23 protein-coding genes are annotated in these 24060 nt (G+C 35.2%); 3 read left to right on the top strand and 20 right to left on the bottom strand.

Annotated features, from left to right (window positions below):
• Positions 1-39 precede the first annotated feature (39 nt).
• From SB773_RS12430 to gntK, 9 genes are all read right to left on the bottom strand, one after another.
• Complete coding sequence (locus tag SB773_RS12430) at positions 40-1467, bottom strand: basic amino acid/polyamine antiporter (protein WP_002085826.1); 1428 nt, start codon at positions 1465-1467, stop codon at positions 40-42.
• Between the two features lie 213 nt (positions 1468-1680).
• Positions 1681-3192 (bottom strand): ABC transporter permease/substrate-binding protein, encoded by a 1512-nt coding sequence (locus SB773_RS12425; RefSeq protein WP_002085827.1) that lies wholly within the window; start codon positions 3190-3192, stop codon positions 1681-1683.
• Between the two features lie 3 nt (positions 3193-3195).
• Positions 3196-4143: an ABC transporter ATP-binding protein gene (locus SB773_RS12420; RefSeq protein WP_410590169.1), complete on the bottom strand. Its 948-nt coding sequence runs from the start codon at positions 4141-4143 to the stop codon at positions 3196-3198.
• Between the two features lie 102 nt (positions 4144-4245).
• On the bottom strand, positions 4246-4803 hold the full coding sequence (locus tag SB773_RS12415; RefSeq protein WP_002165881.1) for a YdcF family protein: 558 nt from the start codon (positions 4801-4803) through the stop codon (positions 4246-4248).
• A gap of 63 nt (positions 4804-4866) precedes the next feature.
• Positions 4867-6096 (bottom strand): MFS transporter, encoded by a 1230-nt coding sequence (locus SB773_RS12410; protein ID WP_016102081.1) that lies wholly within the window; start codon positions 6094-6096, stop codon positions 4867-4869.
• 1 nt (position 6097) lies between these two features.
• Entirely contained in the window at positions 6098-6634 is a 537-nt protein-coding gene (locus SB773_RS12405) for an NADPH-dependent FMN reductase (RefSeq protein ID WP_002031805.1), read from the bottom strand.
• Between the two features lie 145 nt (positions 6635-6779).
• Positions 6780-7676, bottom strand: coding sequence for a phosphogluconate dehydrogenase (NAD(+)-dependent, decarboxylating) (gene gnd, locus SB773_RS12400; RefSeq protein WP_410590166.1), 897 nt, complete (start codon positions 7674-7676; stop codon positions 6780-6782).
• Positions 7677-7694: 18 nt separating this feature from the next.
• Complete coding sequence (locus tag SB773_RS12395) at positions 7695-9044, bottom strand: GntP family permease (protein ID WP_410590164.1); 1350 nt, start codon at positions 9042-9044, stop codon at positions 7695-7697.
• A gap of 14 nt (positions 9045-9058) precedes the next feature.
• Entirely contained in the window at positions 9059-10597 is a 1539-nt protein-coding gene (gene gntK / locus SB773_RS12390; protein WP_410590162.1) for a gluconokinase, read from the bottom strand.
• A 394-nt stretch (positions 10598-10991) separates the two neighbouring features.
• Between gntK and SB773_RS12385 the strand changes: the two genes are divergently transcribed.
• Positions 10992-11894: an ABC transporter permease subunit gene (locus SB773_RS12385; RefSeq protein ID WP_410590160.1), complete on the top strand. Its 903-nt coding sequence runs from the start codon at positions 10992-10994 to the stop codon at positions 11892-11894.
• Positions 11891-12910 carry an ABC transporter permease gene (locus SB773_RS12380; RefSeq protein WP_241875537.1) on the top strand — a complete coding sequence of 340 codons (1020 nt, stop codon included), beginning with the start codon at positions 11891-11893 and terminating at the stop codon, positions 12908-12910. Before SB773_RS12385 ends, SB773_RS12380 begins: the two co-directional genes overlap by 4 nt.
• A 152-nt stretch (positions 12911-13062) precedes the next feature.
• Here SB773_RS12380 and adhP read toward each other — a convergent pair whose 3' ends face one another.
• The 5 genes from adhP to SB773_RS12355 form a co-directional block, all read right to left on the bottom strand.
• A complete protein-coding gene (adhP, locus tag SB773_RS12375; RefSeq protein WP_410590158.1) occupies positions 13063-14100 on the bottom strand; it encodes an alcohol dehydrogenase AdhP in 1038 nt (345 codons plus the stop codon).
• Positions 14101-14480: 380 nt separating this feature from the next.
• Positions 14481-15335 (bottom strand): MurR/RpiR family transcriptional regulator, encoded by an 855-nt coding sequence (locus tag SB773_RS12370; RefSeq protein WP_002012688.1) that lies wholly within the window; start codon positions 15333-15335, stop codon positions 14481-14483.
• Positions 15336-15619: 284 nt separating this feature from the next.
• The gene (locus SB773_RS12365) at positions 15620-16255 is read right to left on the bottom strand and encodes a response regulator (protein WP_410590156.1); all 636 of its coding nucleotides are present in this window, start codon (positions 16253-16255) and stop codon (positions 15620-15622) included.
• Positions 16256-16269: 14 nt separating this feature from the next.
• Positions 16270-17388, bottom strand: a complete 1119-nt coding sequence (locus SB773_RS12360) for a GAF domain-containing sensor histidine kinase (protein WP_002031724.1) — start codon at positions 17386-17388, stop codon at positions 16270-16272.
• Between the two features lie 167 nt (positions 17389-17555).
• Positions 17556-18449, bottom strand: a complete 894-nt coding sequence (locus SB773_RS12355) for a mechanosensitive ion channel family protein (protein ID WP_044441895.1) — start codon at positions 18447-18449, stop codon at positions 17556-17558.
• 362 nt (positions 18450-18811) lie between these two features.
• Between SB773_RS12355 and SB773_RS12350 the strand changes: the two genes are divergently transcribed.
• Positions 18812-19261, top strand: coding sequence for an NUDIX hydrolase (locus SB773_RS12350; RefSeq protein ID WP_410590154.1), 450 nt, complete (start codon positions 18812-18814; stop codon positions 19259-19261).
• A 33-nt stretch (positions 19262-19294) separates the two neighbouring features.
• On the opposite strand, the gene SB773_RS12345 is transcribed toward SB773_RS12350, so the two are convergent.
• The 6 genes from SB773_RS12345 to SB773_RS12320 form a co-directional block, all read right to left on the bottom strand.
• Positions 19295-19843, bottom strand: coding sequence for a cysteine hydrolase family protein (locus tag SB773_RS12345; protein WP_060750311.1), 549 nt, complete (start codon positions 19841-19843; stop codon positions 19295-19297).
• Positions 19844-20078: 235 nt separating this feature from the next.
• Positions 20079-20261 (bottom strand): hypothetical protein, encoded by a 183-nt coding sequence (locus tag SB773_RS12340; protein WP_012260876.1) that lies wholly within the window; start codon positions 20259-20261, stop codon positions 20079-20081.
• 147 nt (positions 20262-20408) lie between these two features.
• Positions 20409-20897 (bottom strand): putative periplasmic lipoprotein, encoded by a 489-nt coding sequence (locus tag SB773_RS12335; protein ID WP_002065200.1) that lies wholly within the window; start codon positions 20895-20897, stop codon positions 20409-20411.
• 260 nt (positions 20898-21157) lie between these two features.
• On the bottom strand, positions 21158-21805 hold the full coding sequence (locus SB773_RS12330; RefSeq protein WP_060750310.1) for a nitroreductase family protein: 648 nt from the start codon (positions 21803-21805) through the stop codon (positions 21158-21160).
• 98 nt (positions 21806-21903) lie between these two features.
• Positions 21904-22779, bottom strand: a complete 876-nt coding sequence (gene dat / locus SB773_RS12325) for a D-amino-acid transaminase (protein WP_060750309.1) — start codon at positions 22777-22779, stop codon at positions 21904-21906.
• Positions 22780-22910: 131 nt separating this feature from the next.
• Positions 22911-23873: an ABC transporter substrate-binding protein gene (locus tag SB773_RS12320; protein ID WP_002127211.1), complete on the bottom strand. Its 963-nt coding sequence runs from the start codon at positions 23871-23873 to the stop codon at positions 22911-22913.
• Between the last annotated feature and the right edge of the window lie 187 nt (positions 23874-24060).

Raw genomic sequence — 24060 nt, 5'->3', positions numbered from 1 at the left:
TCTAGACAAGGAAAAAAGCCCTTTAAATTAAAAGGACTTTTACATTTTTATTGTTCCTGTCAGTAACATATAAAGTGACGTAATAGCTGCAATAACAATTGCCCACATCACATATCGCTCTTTGCCTGCAAAACAACGATTCCCTTTTTCTTTTCTTGCAAACATATACACGAGAATCCCAATACCATATACGATTGAAACAAGCAATAAATTCTTTAAACCAGCTGCATAAATTAACCATACAGAGTATAGGGAAGCAATTAATGCTAACAATCCATTTTTTACTCTCGCAACTTTCAGCTCTTTCGTGATGACTAATTTCAATTGAAATAGCGCTGATAATAAGTACGGCAGTAATATAGATGTTGACGCAATAAAATACATAATTTGATATGTCGATTGTGAAAACAGAACGATTATAAATATAGTTTGGGCAACGATATTTGAAATCCACAATGCCATATGCGGCGTTTGTTTCTTATTTGTTTTCGTAAAGACTTTCGGAAACACGCCGTCTTTTCCTGCTACGTGAGAAATTTCAGAAACAAGTAAAAACCAGCCAATTAATGTACCTACAAGTGACGCAACTAATCCAATATTAATTGCCATTGCACCCCATGGCCCAACAACATGTTCTAATACATGTCCCATTGAAGGAGTCTCTAATACTGAAAGTTCTTTTCTTGTCATGGCTCCCATTGACAGAACAGAAATTAAAATATAAATAGACATTACTAAAATAAGTCCAAGTACTGTCGCTTTTCCAACGTCTCTACTATTTTTAGCTCTTCCTGATAATACAACTGCTCCTTCAACCCCAATGAACACCCAAAGGGTTACAAGCATTGTATTTTTCACTTGACCTAGTACAGAGGAAACTGAGATAGTTCCTTCGCCCCAGAAGTCATGTGTAAATGTATCCCAGCGAAACGCTGTTACCATCACGACAATAAATAATAAGATCGGAACTAATTTCCCAATCGTTGCGATAACATTCATAATGGAAGCTTCACGAATTCCAAATAAAATTAGAAAATGCAATGTCCATAATAAAAGTGATGCACCTACGATTGACGCAACATTATTTCCGCCTTTAAAAATTGGGAAGAAGTAACCTAATGTACTAAACAGTAACATAATTGTTGCAACATTTCCTAAAATCCCTGCTAGCCAGTATCCCCAAGCACTGTTAAAACCAATATATTCACCGAATCCAGCTCGTGCATAACTATAAATTCCGCCCTCAAGCTCCGGTTTTTGTCTTGCTAACGTTTGATATACGAGCGCAAGTGGAATCATTCCCATTGCTGTAATACACCAACCAATTATCGTTGCACCACTATTTGCTCCTACTGCTAAATCATGCGGTAGACTAAAAACACCGCCACCAACCATCGTTCCAACTACTAATGCGATTAACGGAAAAAATCCTAACTTCTTTTCTATTTGTACCACCCCATCTGTCATTCTAGGTGTTATGTTCGTTCAACTATTAAAGTCACCTTTTTCTCTAATAGACGTTTCTCTTATATTTTTTCAGGAAAACATTACTTATTCTAAAAGAAAATGAAGAAAAATGGAATACTTTTTTGAAAAAATGTATAAGTATGCACAAAAAAACCGTTCATTTTGTAATGAACGGTCATTTCATACATATAAAATTGTATATTTATTGTAAAATTAACGAAGTAACTTCTCTTTTTGTAAAAATTGTTTTGCGACTTCTTCGCTACTTTTCCCATTCACATTTACTTCATAATTCATTTTTCTCATTTCTTCATCTGTAATCTTTCCAGATAATTTATTTAATACTTTTTCGAGTTCAGGATATTTCTGTAACGTCTCTTTTCTTAATAATGGTGCTCCTTGATAAGGCGGGAATAGTCCTTTATCATCTTTTAGCACTTTAAGCCCATATTGCTCCAATTCACTATCTGTTGAATATGCATCGATTACGTTAACATCTCCCGATTGTATTGCACTATAGCGCAGTTTCGGTTCCATCGTTTTAACATTTGAAAACTTATAGTTATATAATTTTTGCATTCCTTTATAACCATCTTCACGATCAGCAAATTCTAATGTAAATCCTACTTTAGCTTCCTGTGCAATTTTTCCTAAATCAGAAATTGTATTTATGTTATTTTGATCTGCTATTTTTTTCGGCATGGCTAGTGCGTATGTATTGTTATACTCCATTGGCTTTAACATAACCATATTATATTTCTTTTCCATTCCAATACGAGCTTGTTCATATACTTCATCACGATTTGTACTTTTCGGTTCTTCTTTCACGAAAGTAGATAAAGCTGTACCTGAAAATTCTGGGTATATATCTACTTCACCTGATTTTAACGCTTCGAATACAAATGCTGTTTTTCCAAGGCCTGGCTTTAATTCCACTTGTAAATCTGTATCCTGTTCAATAAGTTGCTTGTACATTTGAATTAATATTTCTGGTTCAGATCCAAGTTTACCAGCAATAACTATGTCTTTCTTTTCGGTATTCCAAAGAAATGGAGCAGCTATCATTACTACAACTATACATATCGTCAATATAACGCGCTTAGAAGAGCGTTTCGGGCTCTCAAGTATGCGAAGTACTATATCAAAGAATAAAGCGAGTAACGCAGCTGGTACGGCCCCTAAAATGATAAGCGCATGGTCATTTCGATCTATGCCTAATAATATGAGCTTACCGAGCCCACCAGCACCTATTAAAGCAGCTAATGTAGCCGTTCCAACAATTAATACCATCGCTGTACGAATACCAGCCATAATAATTGGCAATGCGAGCGGAAGCTCTACCTTCCATAATCTTTTCCAGCTATTCATCCCCATAGCTCTCGCCGCTTCTATAAGTGATTCATCTAATTCCCGTATTCCTGTATATGTATTTCGTAAAATAGGTAATAGTGCATACACAACTAATGCGATTATAGCTGGCAGTTTTCCAATTCCTACTAACGGAATTAATAGTCCAAGTAAAGCAAGTGAGGGCACTGTCTGCATAACAGCAGAAGTCCCTATAATAAATTCAGCCATTCGTTCTTTTCTCGTTAATATAATGCCGAGCGGCACTGCAATAATTACTGCAAAAAATAGTGAAATAAGCGATATTTGTAAATGCTCACTTAATGCACTTAGCAATTCTACTTTTCGTTCTTGGAACGTTTGAATAAAATCAGTCACTGTTTAGCCTCTTTCCTTCATTTGTTCAACAATGTAATTGACAATATGACGACTTGTTAACGCTCCAACATATTGACCATGCTCTTCAACCGGCACTGACTCTTCAGTTTGTAAGCGGACTAGTGCTTCTTGTAATGACGAATGTAAAGATAAAGCATTCCCTTCAACTCGTATACCCTCGTCTAGCGGCAATACCTCTTCTATACCCTTCCCCTCATACCAAGGTCGTCCACGATTTCCAATGAACTCCTCTACAAACTCATTTTTCGGGTTATGTATAATTCCTTCTGGTGTATCTAATTGAACAACTTTTCCTTCTTTCATTACACAAATACGATCACCAAGTGATAAAGCCTCTTGCATATCGTGCGTTACGAACACGATTGTTTTTTGAATCTTTTTTTGCAATTGTACGATATCCTTCTGAAGCTGCTCCCTACTTAACGGATCTAACGCACTAAATGGTTCGTCCATAAGTACAATTTTCGGGTTTGCGGCTAATGCCCGTACGACACCAACACGTTGTTTCTGCCCTCCCGACAATTCATCCGGCATACGATCACGATATACATCTGGATCGAGCCCAACCATCTGTAGCAAGTCATCGACACGTGCTTTTATTTCCTTTTTGGTCCATTTTCTCATTTCAGGGACAACTGCAATATTTTCAGCAATTGTCATATGTGGAAACAGCGCAATCTGCTGCAACACGTACCCTATATTCCAACGTAGTTCGTTTATATTATATTGTTGAATATCTTTTCCCTCGATTAAAATTGATCCTTCCGTCGTTTCAATTAGACGGTTAATCATCTTCATTGTCGTTGTTTTCCCGCAACCACTCGGACCAATGAGAACAAAAAATTCTCCTTTTTTAATTTCTAAATGCAATGAATCCACTGCTTTTGTGCCATCTTCATACGCTTTTGACACATGATTAAATTGAATCACAGACATAACTCCTTTCATGTTGTTTCCTTTATTTTGATGGAATATAGCATTCATTTCAAATGATACGCTTTATTATACAAAAAAAGAGCTCTCATTTGAGCTCTAACGGTCGAACAATATTGTTTTCATAATTGCAGCATATTCACGCACATACGCTTTTTTCTTAGAGCGTCTCGGTGTTTCAGCAGCCAAAGCTTCCATCTTTATCCCTAAACGCTTTGCAATTATTTTCGTTCGATATAAATGATACGTATTACTTACAACTACCGCATGCTTTACATCATATAAATCCATACTAAACTTTAAATTTTCATACGTATTTGTAGAGCAGTCTTCAATTAAAATACGATTCTCATCTATACCATGTACCATTAAATAGTTTCTCATACTGTGAGCTTCCGGTATATCTTCATCTTCCCCTTGACCACCTGAAACAATTACTTTCACCTCAGGGTGAGCATGTAAATATTCCAACGCTATATCCAAACGATTTTGAAGAGATAAAGACGGTCTATCTCCAAATAACTTTGCACCTAATATAAGAACGTATGGAGAGTGATTACTCAATGTTTCACGAGCAACTTTATTCATTCGAAACGTCATATAAATGATGTATAGCGGAGGTAGTAATAAGATTATAAGCAATATCCATTTGTTCATAAATAAGTTAACACTCCCTTTCTTTTTATTATATAGAAAAAGAAAAGGAGGCAGAAGTATTTTTTAAACAATTGATTTATTAGACACATTCGCTTCCGTTTTACGTTTTGAAATTACATAATAAAAAGCAATCCCTAATGATAGGATCAATATACAGCTCAGTACATAAAACGGGATCATTACCCCTGCTTTAGATACGCCTGCCGTAAACAACATTAATAATACAATTCGAATTCCTGTGCCAATTAATCGAAATAAGCTGTCCACACGTCCCATTACTTCGTTTGGGATTTCTTCCATCATCAATACATTTCTCGCCACTCGTGTTCCAGCATTTCCAATCGCATGGAAAATCGCTAGTCCATATAATAACATAATGGAAGGCTCAATAATCATTGCGGTAATTGAAATTACATAAATAACCATCGTCATAACGATTGAAATTTCTATTTTGACATATTTCATCATGATTGGAATACTTATTCCTGCAAGAACCGCTCCGACACCGTACATCATACCTTCAATTGCGTATACAGAGGCACTAGCTTTGAGTATATCTGAAATATATACTGGGATTAAATAATTTGCCATCATGACACCGATAAACGGCATATAAGTCGCTAGTAAAAACCAAAATAACTTAGGGCGCTTTTTCATAAAGTGAATTCCTTCGAACAATTGCTTCTTAAATGTTGCTTTCCGTTTTACTTCTTTTTTCTTTACATACGGTATACATAAGAAAAGAAAAAATGCTCCTGCAAAAGTTAACATATCCACTAACAAGATCCATTTCAAAGAAATAATCTCAATTAAAAAGCTAGCAGCTGCGCCTGAAATAACTTGCGTTAATTGTCCTTGTATTTCCATTGTGCCACTTAAACTTTTATAATGCTCTGATTGAAATATTTCTTGGTTAAATGCAAATATTGTGGGATAGAATAATAGATAATAGAAAGAACCTGCTATATAAATAATAATGTAATGAATAGAATTGTATGATTGCCCAGCAAATCCCCAAATGGCCATCATTCCTATAATGGCTATCCCGATACCTTCGTTACATAACAATAAAGATTTTCTTGAAAAACGATCTATGCTTTGCCCAATGAATGGTGTTAGTAAAAACATGATGAGAGTTGCAACGATAGAAACATAACCAAATGTTGTCTCTCCTCCACTTTCCTTAATTAACAACCACGGAATCGTTATCATAACAATCCCGGAGCCAATAGCGGATAAACTATTGGCTCCTAGAATGTAATACAAGCGAGAATCATGATAAAGAGAGGACATATCACTCAACTCCTAATTGTTTTTTCACCTCTTTATATACGCTCATATATGCTTTTAATTCTTTAACTAAATCATGAATTAATGGTTTTGCATCTTCTCCAAGTTCACTATCTTGCACATGTAATCCATCAAGCACGACTTGTTTTGGAATTGCGTTTGCGTAAACGCCTCTAGCGACAGTGCGCATACTATTTAATGCGTTTATTCCCCCTTTACCTCCTCCAGCAACTGCTAGTAATGCGACAGGCTTATGGATGAATTCACTGCTACTTAAGTAATCTAACGAATTTTTCAGCGCTCCGCTCATCGCATTATGATATTCTGGTGTACATAGTACTACTCCATCCGCAGCTTTCACTAAAGCTTTTAATTTTTTTACTGCCTCTAATTCACGTTGTGATTCTTCTCCATTATATAAAGGCAATTCCGCTACTGCTAAATCGTATAACTCCCCTTCAAATTGCTCTGCAATATATTTTGCCACAACGCGAGTTCTTCCAAATTTTCTTGGTGTACCATTAATTACGACTAGTTTCATAACCATTTCTCCCCTTTGTTTTAAAATTCTACCTTTATATTATCAGAAATTTCCATACAAAATACAGTAAAAAGAGGTAAAAGCTTTCATAAAATAGTATGAGAAATAAAAAAAGAACTCATACTTTCGTATGAGTTTCACAAAACTAATTTTTCACAACCTCATGTCCACCGAATTGATTACGAAGAGCTGAGACAACTTTCCCATGGAATGTATCATCTTCTTGTGAACGGTAGCGCATAAATAATGACATAGCGATAACTGGTGCCGCTGCTTGTAATTCAAGCGCAGTTTCAACAGTCCATTTCCCTTCTCCTGAAGAGTTCATTACACCTTTAATGCCATCAAGTTTTGGATCATCTGCAAATGCTTTTTCAGTTAAGTCCATTAACCAACCACGGATAACTGATCCGTTCGCCCATACTTTTGCAACATCTTCATAATTGAAATCAAAATCACTTTTATCTAGTACTTCAAATCCTTCAGCGATTGCTTGCATCATTCCGTATTCAATACCGTTATGAACCATTTTTAAAAAATGCCCACTACCGACGCGGCCTGCATATGAATAACCATTTTCTACTGCTAAATCTTTAAATAAAGGTTCTAGTTGATCATAAATTTCTTTTTCTCCACCAACCATTAAGCAAGCACCGTATCTCGCTCCTTCCACACCGCCTGATGTACCGATATCTACATAATGTAAACCAAAGCTTTTCGCTTCTTCAGCACGGCGTAACGTATCTTTATAGAATGAATTTCCGCCTTCAATAACGATATCGCCTTCCTCTAATAATGGATATACATCTTTTAGTACTGACTCGACAACTTCTCCTGCAGGTACCATTACCCAAATTGTACGAGGTGCTTCTAGTTCAGCAATCATTTCTTTTAACGTATGACGGGCAGTAATCTCTAATTCCCCTGCCTTTTCAACAAGCTCATTATTTACATCGTATACAACTACTTCATGCTTGTCTTCATGTAAGTGTTCAGCTAATGGGAATCCCATTTTTCCTAATCCAATTAAACCTAGTTTCATATTAATCAATCTCCCATTCTATACAAATATATTTAATAACGAAATTAGCCCAAGTGCTACAACAGATAATATTGTCTCCATTGCAGTCCATGTTAATAATGTTTCTTTCACAGTCATTCCGAAATACTCTTTAATCATCCAAAATCCTGAATCATTTACATGCGATAAAATTAATGACCCTGCTCCTGTTGAAAGTGCCAGTAACTCTACATTTACTCCTGGTGTACTTGCTGCAATCGGTGCTACAATTCCAGCTGCTTTCATCATAGAAACAGTAGCCGATCCCGTTGCAACTCGGATAAGTGCAGCAATTCCCCAACCTAATAATATCGGTGAAATATGCGATTCTTTCGCCATCTCCGCAATTGTAGTTCCGATCCCAGAATCTAATAACACTTTATTAAATGCGCCCCCTGCACCGATAACTAACAGTATGTTTGCAATCGGCCCTAAGCAATCGTTTGTAAATTGTAAGACTTTGTCTTTAGAAAATCCTTTTGCATAGCCAAGACTAAAGAAAGAATATATCGTTGCAATTAATAATGCGACTATTGGATCTCCAATAAAGTGCAATACTTGTGCAAGTTGACTCGTTTTGCTTAACGCTACTTCCGCAATGGATGCACCAAGCATAAGAAATACTGGAAGTAAAATAGTAAACAATGTATTTCCGAAACTAGGAAGTTCCTTCTTCTTATCTCTTTCAATAAATTGCTCCGCTATTTCTAATGGTACTTCTTTATGTATACGAGCACCGATCCATTTCCCATAAAGCGGACCTGAAATTATTGCAGTTGGAAGTCCGACAATTAATGCATATAAAATTGTCTTCCCTACATCTGCTTTAAATATACCTACCGCTGCCATTGCTGCTGGATGCGGTGGAACAAGTCCGTGTACAACCGAAAGACCTGCTACTAGCGGAATTCCGATTGTAATAAGTGATACCCCTGTTTCTAACGCAATTGTAAATACTAACGGAATTAATAGTACAAATCCAACTTGGAAAAACACCGGAATCCCTACTAAAAATGCAACGAACATCATTGCCCAGTGAACACGCTTTTTCCCAAAACGTCCAATTAATGTGTTTGCAATTCGTTCAGCACCGCCAGACTCAGCCATCATTTTTCCAAGCATTGTTCCTAAAGCTAAAACAATCGCTAAAAACCCTAACGTATTACCAAGACCTAATTTAATAGAATCGATAATCCCCGGATGTTGTGGTGAAGTTCCAATTAAGGGCATCCCCATTGCTAGCCCAACTCCGATTGCTGTTAAAATTAACGCGACAAATGGATGCCATTTTACTACCGTAATTAGTAAAAGTAATATAACAACAGCCGCTAGTACGATCCCAACTACCATTTCTCCCAATCCCCCTATTGTTTACGTTGGAAAGCAGCTATACAATCAAATTCTTCTTTCAAACGATTGTAAAGTCGTTCATACATATAAAACATCTCTAAATATAAAGCCGTATTTTCTTTATTCGGTACATGGTGATGGACAATATCAATCCAATCCTTCACCTCTTCAAGAGAATCAATTTTCCCAATTGCATACAAAGCAAGTGCTGCTGCCCCAAGCGCAGATGCTTCATGACTTTCTGGAACAAGCAATTCTTTCCCCATCATGTCAGATAACATTTGTCTCCAAAATGCAGATTTCGCAAAGCCTCCTGAAACACGTATTTCAGTAAGTGGCCCTGTACAATCTCGAATGGCAAGTGCTACTGAATACACACTCATACAAACACCTTCCATAACTGCTCGTATGAAATGTTCACGTTTATGCTGAAGGTTTATCCCGAAGAATGTACCTCGAGCATTTGCATTCCAGTAGGGTGCACGTTCTCCAGATAGAAACGGTAAAAATAGTAATCCATCTGCTCCAGCTGGTACACTTTCTGCATACTTAATTAATAAATCATAAGGATCAATTCCAAGCTTTCTTGCTACCTCTTGCTCTGGGCTACCAAATTCATCACGTAACCATCTAAGTAATATTCCACCGTTATTCGTTGGTCCGCCGATCACCCAGTGCTCATCTGTTAATGCGTAACAAAAAGTTCTTCCTTTTTCATCTGTATTAACACTCGATGAAATTGTTCGAACCGCACCACTTGTCCCGATCGTAATTGCAGCTGAGCCAGGTGATATTGCACCGACACCTACATTTGCAAGAACACCATCACTTGCACCAATAACAACTGGAGTATCCTCACTAATACCCATCTTTTGTGCTAATTCCGGCTTCATTCCCGATAAAATATATGTAGTTGGTACAGGTGTTGATAATTGTTCTGGTGACATATTTAACATAGTTAAAACATCTTCATCCCAGTTTAATGTTTTTAAATTAAATAACCCTGTAGCAGATGCGATAGAATAATCAACTACATAGCGTGAAAATAATTGATAAATGACATACTCTTTAATGGAAATAAATTTATGAGCAGTTCTGAATAACTCCGTTTCTTCTTCTTTCATCCACAGTAATTTAGAAAGTGGTGACATCGGATGAATTGGTGTACCAGTTCTTCTATAAATGTCATGACCATTCATTTGTTGTAATAGTTTTTCTGATTGCTTTGTGCTTCTATTATCTGCCCAAATAATAGAGCGCGTTAACGGCGCACCGTTTTCATCTACAGCAATTAAGGCATGCATCGCTGTACTAATCCCGATAGAAGAAATATCTTCCGGTGACACATTACCCTTCCCAATGGCAACGCTTACAGTTCTATATACAGCAGCACATATTACATCAGGATCTTGCTCAGCCCATCCGACGTTCGGTTGAATAATTGGATAATCAACTGCATGTGAAGCAACGACTTTTCCTTTTTCAGTGAATACAACCGTTTTCGTACTTGTGGTACCGATGTCAATCCCGATTACTCTCCCCCTTGTTTCCATGCGAACCTTCCCTTCGTTTCTAGCAAAATACGATCTAGTAAACCGTTTACATGAATTAGTATATAAAATATTTTTTCATAAATCAAGTTACGGAAAGAAAATTTTTTTCAAATCAAAATGTACCTCTCATCTTCTAAATCATTCTCTTTATCTTTTTTAAATAACCTTTTTAATTTATCAAACATTCTTTCCCCTCCACCTAAAGATAATAATATATAAGTTCTCGTTTTCTTAGCTTGATGGACATAGGGCGTGGCTCCCTACTATCACTTTTTTACCTTGTAAATATATGTTCCATACTATAAAATCTAATAGAATTTATATTTTTCTGAAAAATCAAAACAAAATATAAACTTTATTGTATAATGTTGTAAAAAGATGTCGGAGGGATTTAATGTTATATAAAATATCTCAATTCACAATAAAACTTTCATCAATTCTTTTATCACTCTTACTATTACTAAATTTACCTTATTTATTTATCACTCAACAGGGATTCACTTTTCAACCAATTCATTTTTTTAATCAGATCGTTACTATGTTAAAACAGGTTTTCTCCCCTGAATCATTAGTAGTTATAGGATCAGACCCGAAATTTGGTCATTTCAAAAAGACACCATTATTTCCAACTGTTTTAGAACCTTACCTATATTCATTTACTGTATTATTTATAGCCTTTTTGCTTGCACTCTTTCTATCATCTAGTATGGCATTTTTTTATTTTTTAGCAAAAGATTATATAAAAAAATGGATAAACCGAATTGTGTTCATATTAGAAGCTGTCCCTGATATGATGATGATGATTTGTTTGCAAATATTTTTCATATGGGTACTTCAGAAATTCGGGGAATCTCCTGTCACCATTATTTCTTTTAATGAAAATCGAGCTTATTTACTCCCTATTTTATCTTTAGCAGTCTTACCTACATTACAAATGTTTCGGATGATGGTGTTATACATAAAAGAAGAACATGAAAAACATTACGTAGAGGTTGCATATGGAAAAGGACTTTCATCAAGTTATATACTATGCATTCATTTATTCAAAAATATATCTATCCACTTCTTTCATCATTTAAAAACGATTTTTGTTTTCTTACTTTCTAACTTATTCATTTTAGAATTTGTTTTTAATATGGGAGGCATTATTCAATTTTTATTTAAGAAGGCGTTTATTTCACCTCCAGCTGCATTTATCATACTTGTTATGATTATTTTACCGTTTTATGCCATTTTTCAAATAATCTCATTCATGATGAATAGATGGCAACAGCAATTGAAAGGAGCAGCATTATGAAATCTATTTGGAAATCAAAACGATTTTTAATCGGCTTTACTTATCTATTCATACTTGTTTCAGCTAGTTTTATTTATAGTTGGTTCTTTAAAGATAACATCCCAAAACCTCCTCAGTTACTTTACAATGACAATAACGAATTACTTGGAAAGGCCCCCTTTTCGCCATCGTTAATGCCGCCTTTTGGATCTGATCGTTTTGGAGAGTCTGTTTTCTTACAAATTATAGAGGGAGCAAAATTCACCATTTTATTAGCCGTGGCAATTAGCTTCTTTCGAATTTTATGCGGAACATGTATAGGAATCCTCTTAAGTTTATACGCTCCAAGATTCAAGAGATTTTTCCAGGCATGCTCAGAAGTTTTTTACTATATTCCTACTTTATTTATCGCATTTATACTCATCACGCCCGTTAATATTGTAATCATATCAAATGCTGATAGATTAGATCCAAATATTTCATTTGCGTTTTATCAAGTTCTCGTACTTATTTTCGTCGCTCTACCTACACTTTCTTTATATATCTCCTCAGAGGTTGATGAATTTATGAAACGAGATTACATTTTAAGTTCACAATTACTGGGTGCTAGCCGTTTTCATATTATCAAAAAACACTTACGAGTCTTATTACTTGATCGCTTATTTGTATTATTTATGGAACATATCGTCCAAACACTCATACTCGTTATCCATTTAGCGTTGCTTGATATTGTAATTGGTGGGATACAAATGCGTGAACTCTATGACGGAGTACTCAAACCTGTTTCTCTATCGAATGATTGGGCAGGCCTTATTGGATTAAATCGTTATGAAATGAATATTTCATGGTGGATTATTTTGTATACTCTCGTTTCATTCTTTATTACGATTCTATTTATTAAGCTTATGACAATCGGGATTCAAGATGCACTGAAAGCAAGAGATTCGCAAGTTGTAGCAATTCAAACCGTTCCAAATCATAAAAAATTTGTTAAAAGTAAAGATTCTTTTTCGTTTGTAGATAAAGTGAACCTTTAATCATGTCTCATCAATCAAGTATTAATTGGCATTGATATTAGTAGAATATAAAAAAGATGATCCCTATTGAATACGAGGGATCATCTTTTTTATGCCGTCTAACTTTTTTACATATCCTTTGCTAGACTCATGCTTTTTATATTTAAAATGAATTATTTACAATCACAATTATGCTGTTTAAAATCGATTACCATACGCCCTTGAATTCTACCTTGTTCCATTTCTTCGAATACATTTTGTACTTTATCTAGAGAACATGTTTGAACAACTGGCACTACTTTTCCTTCTGCGCCGAACATAAATGCCTCCTCCAGATCCTTACGAGTACCAACTAGAGAACCAACTACTTCAATTCCGTCTAATACAAGTCGTGGAATGTTTAAATCCATAGTTTCTACTGGTAAACCTACCGCAACTACTTTACCGCAAGCACGTACTGCATCAACTGCTGAGTTGAAGGCTACTTTAGAAACTGCTGTTACTACAGCAGCATAAGCACCACCAAACTCCTCTTGAACAATTTTATCAGCAGGACCTTGAGAAATCGGATTGATAGTCATATCAGCACCAACTTCTTTTGCTAAGGCTAATTTGTCGTCATTGATATCTACTGCAATTACCTTTGCACCAAATACGTTTTTAGCATATTGAATAGCTAGGTTACCTAATCCACCACAACCATAGATTACGATAGGTTGACCAGGTTTAATGTCTGATACTTTTATAGCTTTATATGTAGTTACGCCCGCACATGTGATTGATGATGCTTGAGCAGGATCTAATCCTTCTGGTACCTTCACCGCATAATCAGCTGTAACAATACATTGTTCAGCCATACCACCATCTACTGAATAACCAGCATTTTTCACTTCACGGCAGAATGTTTCTCTCCCCGTTACGCAATATTCACAACGTCCACAAGATTGGAACATCCATGCAATACTTACACGGTCACCTATCTTTAGTGAAGTAACATCATCGGCAATTTTAGTAACAATACCTACACCCTCATGACCAAGGATGCGGCCATCGGTGTTTCCAAAATCATGATTCGCAACGTGTAAATCAGTGTGGCAAACTCCACAATACTCTACATCTACTAGCGCTTCACCCGAGTGTAACGGACGTAATTCTTTTTCAATAACTTCAATATTTACTTTGCTGTTTTTATTAACTACTACTGCTTTCATATGTGATCTCCCCTTTAGTGTTTTAGAGTTTTAATGAGTTTATCTCACAACTACTGTCCTCACTATTTTGGCTAATTATTGTACCAAATTTAAGTGTTCAATCATCATTACAGGTTCATCATAACATGGAATTTCATAAGCTTATTGTAAAATATTGAACAATATTTGAATTATTACCCAATACGTATTTTGATGTATCAAGCTACTTGTTAAATTTCATATGCAAAATATCGAGGTTTAAAAAATGAATGGTCTAAAAGATGAGAGATTATTATTATAGGTAATTGGCATATTTCTATAGACACTTAGAACAAGTAGATCTAGAGGGTATATCAACAGACTACTCGCCAATATAAAAAGCTCTTCATTTGAAGAGCTTTTTATATTCGCTTCATCGAAATAGTTTCACGTATACTTTGTAAATTTTGTAGTGTTTCCTCTTGTCGCTGCAATGACAATCCCACATACAAAGTATCTAATAAACTAAGCTGCGCTAATCGTGACGAACTTGCTTCTGTACGAAATTCCGTCTCACGCGTCGAAGTATATAATGTTATATGAGCAAGTTGGCTTAATGCCGATTTTTGATAGCTCGTAATCGCAATAATTTTGGCCCCTCTTGCTTTCGCTACTTCTAACGCTTCAAGTAAACCTTTATTACTGCCCGAATGAGAAATTGCAATGACCACTGCTTCTTTTGTCAGCAAGCCAGCTCCCATAATTTGAAAATGTGAATCCGTATGAGCAATACAAGAAATACCCGTTCTCATAAACTTATGATAAGCATCCATCGCAATAATACCTGAACCACCATTTCCATAAAACTCAATTCGTTTCGCTTCATTCAGCGCACTTACTGCCTGTTCCAACGCGTTATCGTTTAACAAATGTAATGTATCTTGCAGTCCTGTAATATGTGAATGAAAAACTTTTTTAGCAACAGTGACAATATTATCTTCTACCGATACTTCCTCATGAATATTTTGCATCGGGGTATGTACAATCTCACGAGCTAATGTAATTTTCAAGTCTTGGAACCCTTGAAAACCTAAGTGTTTGCATAAGCGGAATATCGTTGCTTCGGAACTATTCGTAACTTCCGCTAATTCCGTAATCGATTTATGTACAACATCTTGTGGATGTTTCAAAATATGTTCGGCAATACTTCGTAATTTCGGTGATAAACCATTTAACGAAGCCTGAATCTTTCCAATCCCACTTTTTGTACCAGGCATAGCGTATCTTCCCCTTCCATAGTAGCTTTATCCCGTATTAACGGGCAGTAAGACTCCCACCTCAAAATTCGATGAATGCAAGGGAGTTAGGTGGGAGATCAACTGCCCGTAAAAACCCGATTGGTTCAACTAATAATCAGTGGGGATGGCCCCCACTGATTAAAGTTTCACTTTATTGTACCTAATTATTGAAAGAAGAAAAACCTTTATTCGGCATCTCTATACATTTTAATTTCTCATATGTATTCTTCCGTAGCATATGACACAATTATTCATACTTATTTCTAGTTTTCCCCATGCTTTACTGCGTATAAGGCAGCTTGTGTACGATCATCTACTTCCAATTTAGCCAATACGTTAGAAACGTGTGTTTTCACAGTTTGTTCTGTAATATGAAGTTCTGCTGCAATCTCCTTATTGCTTCTTCCTTTCGCAATTTCACGAAGTACTTCTTGCTCCCTTTTTGTTAACATAGAAAAAGGATTCTCTTTTTCTTTCTTGACTGCTGATCGTCCTAATAGTGCTGGTGTTACTTTCGGGTGAAAATTTGCATTTCCTTGATATACCGCAACGATTGACGCAACGAGTTGATCTGGCTGCACTTCTTTTAATTGATAACCATCTGCCCCAGCTTCTAATGCTGGTAAAACGTAATCTTGTTCTGAAAAACTACTGAGCATAAGAATTTTTATTGTCTCATCGTATTGTTTTATACGTTTTGTCGCTTCAATACCATCCATTTTCGGCATTGATAAATCCATTAATACTACATCTGGCCTTTCTGCTTGGACGAATGTTAATGCTTCTTCACCATTTGCTGCTTCCCCAATAATTTCAAATTCTTCTCTCGTCTTCAAAAAGAATACGAGTCCCCTTCGAACGATATGATGATCTTCTACAATTAATAATTTAATTTTCACTGACGTTCTCCCTCTCAAACCGGTAATTGAATTTCTATCTTTGTCCCCTTTTCCGGTTCTGCTTTTATTCGGAAAATTCCCCTCATTAATTCAATTCGTTCTTTCATGCTTTTCAAGCCAAGTGCTGACTCTCTTACTTGATCCTGTATAAATCCTATTCCGTTATCTTCTATGTAAAAATGCAACTTATTATTTTCTATCCTTAAATGAACACATACTTTTTCACATGAGGCATGTTTTTTACAATTATGTAATGCCTCTTGGCTTATACGCCATAAAACTTCTTCTATTTCATCTTCAATTAAAACCATTCCATCAATTCGAACTTCCACTTGAATCCCTAACAGTTTTCCGTAATTTTGAATCGCTTCTGCTAAACCTTTCTCTAATCCTTCAGGCCTTAATTGCCAAATCAAAAGTGTCATCTCTTGTAATGCTTCCTGTGATAATTCTCCAATATAACTTAACATCTCTTGCAAGTCTCTATCCTTCGTCATATTCAGAGTCCCTTTCGCTGTTAGCATAATTGAAAATAACAATTGTTTAACAGAATCATGTAAATCACGAGCCAATCGATTTCTTTCAGCTACAACTACATATTTTCGTTCTTTCTCAACTAATTGAATACGTTGTATTGTCGTTCCAATTTGAAATGCAATCGCTTCTAATAACGCTAACTCCTCCTCTGAAAAATGTGTTTTATGAGGCGAGGCTACATTTAATAGACCAAATTTCTCTGATCCAGATCTTAGCGGGATTGTCGCATGATGTGTAACATCTTCTGTCTCGCCCCAATTACATTCAATCGCATCCTCTATTCGTTTACATTCAATAATATTTGTTGCTTTTTCCAATCTTCCATTCACAAAACGTTCTACACACCAACAATCGCCTTCACACATCGGCTTCTTTTCCTGCCACGTAAGAGCTGGGGGTAAGTTTTGGTCTACAAGCATACGATGCTTTCCACTTTCATCAATAAAGAATATCCACCCTGTTTGTAAATTCATAACTTGTAATAATGTATGTAACACTTTTCCTAACATTTCCTGTAAGTTTGTTGCTTCATTTAGTAACTCAGCAATTTCTTTTAATGCCTCTAAACGATGCATCTCTTTTTCATCTATGTTCATTCTCATCACCAACTACCATTATAACATTAAGAAATTTCAAAATACTACAAACAAAAAAGAACCGAATTCCTTCAGCTCTTTTTTCGGAGATATCCCATACAGTTCATTCAAATCTACTGATTTACAAATCTAAATTCTAAACCAAAACAGAAATTAGCTAGTTTTCATTAACTGTCTGATAAAGATTGTCCCACATGGATATTCTGTAAACTTTCAGTGTTAACGAACATATTCGCTGCTGGCATTTGCACTTGATTTTTATGAAAAATAGACATTAATTCAAATCTTACTTGTCTAGAAGTTTCAAAATAATCTTCCGGTTTAATCAAACCTGTAATACAAAATTCATATCCAACATATTTAAGATTAGGATTTAAGTCTGTAACTCCAACATATTTAAATGGTTCAACAGCTTCATCATCTACTCTATAAAGACCTTGATCCAATTTTTCATTACAAATAACACACACTTCTTCTAACAATTCCTTAACTCTTGTAGGATCTTCCTGATAACTTACCGTGATGCGTTCAATAACTCGCATCCATCCTTTATTAAAATTTTGTATCGTTCTAATCTCTCCGTGTGGTATGGTAAGGAGTTTTCCTGACCATTCACGAATTTGCATAAAACGAACACTAATTTCCTCAATGGTTCCTGAATTTGTTCCGTTAAAAGTAACAAAATCGCCAACACGGAACTCTTTGTCCGCTAATCTTGCAAAGCCTAATATTACATCTTTTAGCATCTGTTGTGCAGCAAAACCGATGACAACTCCCGCTATCCCTGCACCTGCAATAATACTTTTTATATCTACAAATTGACTAATTAAATATATGATAAGACTGATGATAATGATATACCTAAAAATAGATCGGATTACACTTTGAATTGTCTGCTCTACCTCTTCATCAAAAAAGCTTGATTTTCTAAAAAACCAATCGATAATGCGATTTATAACAAAAGAAATAATGATAAGAACTAAAGCAAATAGTAAAAACCTTAAAAGTAAAAATTCCCTTACATAATTAAAAAACTCTTCAGTATACGTTAATAAACTCATCCATCCACTTCCTTACTAATAAAAATTTCATACAAAGCTACTATATTTTAAATACACATTTATCATCTCAACACTTGTTTTCGAAACATCTTTTATCCTGATCTTAAATCGTACTTTCTTAACTATGTATTTGTATTCATTGTTCATCTTCAACAAAATAACCCTTTAATGAATCTTTCAACTTCAGATGTTCTTTTCTATTTACTATAACCCTTTTTAATCCTCTAAAGGGATATTACAATAGAATTTTTTATAAACGACTTTCTTTTAAGTCCGCAATACTCACCTCGTTACAAGGAATCTTTTCACATTACATCGAATATTTCATTTCATACTATTTTTACTCACGGAGGTTACAAACAATGGGATATATCGAAGAACTAAGAGAAGTTGTTGGATCAAGACCACTCAATCTAGCAGGAGTTGCTGTAGCTGTTTTTAATGAACAAGGACAAATATTACTCCAACAAAGACGAAATGGCATTTGGGGTGTTCCTGGAGGATTTGTGGAGCTTGGTGAATCCACAGAAGAAGCTGGAAGACGAGAAGTGCTTGAAGAAACAGGTATTGAAATTGGTACACTTCAGTTAGTAAGTGTATTTTCAGGTAAAGAATTTTTTGTACAATTACCGAACGGAGATGAATTTTACCCTATAACAATCGCATACCTTTGTAATGATATTACAGGCGGCTCGTTAAAAGCAGACGGTGTTGAATCATTACATGTACAATTTTTTGATTTAAATGGGCTACCAGAAAAGATTAGCCCGTTCATTAAAAAGTTAATTCAACAGCAAGTTGTCTCTATTTAAATGTGAAAAAGAGACCTTTTGAAGGCCTCTTTTTTACTTCACTTCTGCATTTAAACAAGATTTAAAATGTCCAAGTGCATATTCATGCCCTTGCGCATTAAAAGATGCTACTGCTTTTTCATAAACCACAATTTGAAACCCTTTGTTATAAGCATCTACTGCTGTATGAAGGACGCAAATATCTGTACATACACCTACAAGATGCACTTCCTCTATTCCTCTTTCTCTTAGCTTCATTTCTAGATCCGTTCCTGCAAAAGCACTGTAACGTGTTTTGTCCATATAGTATATATTCTCTGCATTTTTATATTTCTCGCATACATCTTGTAATTCACCAAATAAGTCTCTTCCATTTGTACCTGCTATATTATGAGGTGGAAACAATTTCGCTTCTGGATGATATACATCATTGTCTTCATGTTTATCGATAGCAAATACTACGTAATCACCTTTTTCAATAAATTGTTTCGTTACACTTACAAGTTCCTTCTCAATTTCTTGACCTGGTTTCCCGCATGTTAAAGCACCTTTTTCAGCTACAAAATCATATGTATAATCAATATTTATAAGAGCTCTTTTCATAACTACAATCTCTCCTTCTTCTGTTTCACAGTAAACAATAGAAAATTTGTTATTACGACATCGTATGTACTATTCGACATTTCAAATGAAATCCCTACATTTCCAACTCAATACTTACCTTAATCCGAGTTTATCATAAAGCGAAACTTTAATCATAGGGGGTATTATCCTTCACCAATCGGGCTTTTACGGGCAAGTTGATCTCCCACCTAACTTCCTCGCATGTGCCGAATTTTCAAGTGGGGTTCTTATTGTCCGTTAAGGCTTGATAAAACCGATACACAATGACAAAACATACAGCTCCAATTAACAAGTCATGAATGTGATAATTGAGCGTAACTTCAACCGCCTCTTGTAAAGTAAACCAAATGACCGAAAACATTATAATAAATAAGAAAATACGAATAACTCGTTTCAAACTTTCAATTCCTTCCTCTTACATGATAGTAAAGAATAAGTTCTTTCTATTCATTCGTACTAGAAAGTGAAACAAATTATTCTCAATGACATAATTCAATCCAAACTAAAAAGTACACTACTTTTGAGTAATGTACTTTTTTCCATATTAAGACGCAGGTTTCGTTTCAAACGTCGCTTGATTCAAGCTAATGACTTTTCCTTTTGGGTCATTGTTTTCAAACTGAGCTGCGGTAATCGTATGACTACCTGTCTCAAGCGTCTTTTCTTTTAATTGTACTGTTGTCTGTGTTGTACTAGTTACTTGATGTTTATCTGCAAATATTTGATCTACAAATACAAATGTTTCTTTATCGTTTTGAAAATTGGAAAGTTCTAATTCGACTTGCTGAATTAAAGTATCCTTTTTTATGAATACAGTTGGTATATTGCCATTTTCAGAAGTACCATCTGGAGTAGTTACTTTTACTTTCCCTTCTCCGATTGGCACTGCTCCTTCAGGAAATACGACCATATTCTCATCACTTGCATTTACAACTTGTTCTTCCTGGTTTGACTGTGCATCCTCTTTTTCCTTTGGAGTACCACAGCCTACTAATAACAATACAGACAATCCAGCGATTATGAATTTCTTCAAAATTCATTCCCCCTGTTATTTCATTATAATTTATTATACAAAAATAACTTCTTGATTTTAAATCTAGTTTTTAACACTTTCATGAACAAATATTAGCTTGCTCACGATTACTGTACCATACTTTCATTTTAAGAACATTAATTTTTTTAAAGAAATAAATAGTAATTCCAATCTATTCATCATTTTAGCCCAATTCACTAAAAAAATATCCATTCAAAATAAAAAGACATTGTCATTTCAATGTCTTTTCTACATAACATTTAGAAAATAAATGTTGTAATCTCATCAACTTCTTTTCGAGAAAGTTTCTTCGGCTTATCTTTCGGAAACCCGAGTGAAATTACCATATTAATTTGTTTTTGAGGCTCAATTTGTAAATATTGTCGCAGTTCATCTTGAGCTAATAATACAGGTCCTGTCATTGGACAAGTACCCAGTCCTCTCGCATGTGCAGCCAACATTAAGTTTTGTGCTGCTAAACAGCTACTCTTAATTCCCTCCTCTTCCCATACTGAATCAGGAACGAAGGCAATTGGATCAAATATCTTTTCACGAAACTTTGATTCATATGGTGTTGCCAAACATACGATTAATACTGGCGCCTCAGAGAAAGCTGTCGCATATGGACCGAAAGAACGTGTAAGTAATTTTCCTGCTTTCTCTTCTCCATTTTCTGATGCTTTTGCCGCAAGTTTATGTAATGCATCCCATGTCATTTGTTCAATTTCTTTAATTTTCTCTCGGTTCATAATGACCAAGAACTCCCACGTTTGTGAGTTCGTATCACTCGGTGCATAACGAGCACAATCAATAATTTCTTTTATATCACTAGTGGATACTTCTTGTTCTGTAAACTTTCTAACACTTCGTCTACCGTGAATTACTTCTTTAAAATCTTCATAATTCATATATTAAATCCCCTTTTTACAGCGTTTTCAAAACTTGTCCTATGGTTGAATTATATCATGAAAAAAAGCTGGGGGAATACCAGCTTTTTCCCTCATTATTAATTTGTCACTTTAAACAAGCTAATACTTTCTTCATATGCAGCTTGTAGTTTTTTCGTAATTGGTCCTCTTTCGCCGCTTCCAAACTTCTCATCACCAATTTGAACAACAGGGAATATTTCAAGTGGTGTCGCTGTAAAGAAACATTCGTCAGCCTCGTATACTTCTTGCAATGAGAATTCACGCTCTTCTACTTCAATATGTAAAGCTTTCGCTAATGTAATAACGTAGTGACGAGTAATGCCGTGTAGAATGAAATTATCGGCCGGATGTGTAATTAATTTATTATTTTTCACCATAAAGAAATTCGAATGACACCCTTCTGTTACAACTCCATCTCGTACTAATATCGCTTCTTGATACCCTTGCTCGTTTATTTTATTTTTAATCATGATATTAGGTAGAAGGTTTAAAGATTTTATATGACAGAACTTCCAGCGTATATCCTCTTCTACAGTAACCTTTATTCCTTGTTCCATAGTAGCGGTAGGTCTTGGAAACAAAACAATATTCGCAAAATATGTTGGCTGTAAATCTTTTTCATACACATGATTTCGAGCTTGAGCTCCACGTGATATTTGAAGATACACATTCCCATCCTCTTGAAATTGATTTCTTTCAATCATTTGATGAAGTTCTTCAACTAACTCTTCCTTTGTAAACGGCGGAACAATATTTATTTCCCTCATAGATTTAAAAAAGCGTTCCAAATGTAAGTCTAATAAATGAGGCTTCCCATCGTATAGCCTAAATACTTCATATATGCCATCACCAAATTGAAAGCCCCTCTCCTCTAATGGGACCATCGGCTGTTCTTCCTTCGTATTCACAATTCTTCCGTTAAATAAAATCCAATCTTTATGAGTAGCTTTCATTCCTTTCCACTCCTTTATTCTATGATTGGTTTTATTGTACAACTTATCCACACTTAAAAGAAGGAATTTTCTGTATTTAACCAAACAAAAAAGTACATCACCTATTTAAAGTGATGCACTCAACCAATCATTTATTTCAAAAAATATTTTTCAATATCATCTAGCATTAAGTTTGCCGCTTTAATACCGCCTGCTGTATTCCAAATTACTTCATCCACTTGGAATACTTTATTGTCTTTAGAAGCCTGCAGCTGCTTAAAGAGCGGGTCTTCTGTCCATTCTTTTGCTAACGTGGTTCCTTCGTTATTCTTATCTGCATCTTTATCAGATGTGAAGTAGAATATGTAGTCCCCATCCATATTCGGAATTTGCTCTTTTGTAATTCCTTTTATCGCAAACTCATCTTTATCTTGTAGTGGTGGTCGCTTAAATCCAATATCATTTAAAACAGCACCTGAGAATGAGTTTTTCTGATAAATACGAACGTCACCTGGTACGAAGCGAATAATAGAAACTTTAGAATTCAATTTATCTCCTAACTTCTCTTTCATTCCTTCAATACGTTTTTTATAATCTTCAAGAGCCTTTTGCCCTTCTTTTTCTTTATTTACAGCTTTTGTATAGAGTGTAAAGTTTTCTTTCCAATCCCCGCGCAATGTTTCAGCGTACACAGTTGGCGCTATTTCGTTCAATTGCTCATATATTTTTTCATGACGCATTTTATTACCGATAATTAAATCTGGCTTAAGCTTCATAACTGCCTCTAAATTAATATCACGCTCAGTACCTACAACTTTCGTATCTTTTAAATCTTTCGCTAAATGAGGATACCATTCATCACCAGCACGTGGTTTTGTAGTTCCAACTGGTGTTACTCCGACAGCTAAAAGCGCCTCCGCACCCTCATTTGTTAAAACAACTACTTTTTTAGGTGTACCATTTACTGTTGTTTCACCCATTGCATGCTTTACAGTATACGAATCTTTTGCTTTAGCCGATGTATCATTTTCTTTTTTCTCTTCTTTGCTACACCCTGCGATTATTACCATAAGTATCATAATGCAGAACATAAATATTTTTTTACTATGTACCATATGTCCTCCCTAGATGAAATCGATTATCATTAACAATTAAAGATTGATGTATATTACATACATTGTCAATGTATGTAATATACATTTTAGATTCTATCCGCTATTCAAATGTTTATTTTTAAAATAAAGTGTATAAGTATGAAAATAATAAACGTTCTTAAAATGCGTATCTACGTTATACATAAAT

Origin of the sequence: Bacillus sp. SIMBA_074 (assembly GCF_046534555.1) — a bacterium.
In the GTDB taxonomy this organism is placed as follows: domain Bacteria; phylum Bacillota; class Bacilli; order Bacillales; family Bacillaceae_G; genus Bacillus_A; species Bacillus_A mycoides.
This window is presented reverse-complemented; position numbering and strand designations above follow the sequence as displayed.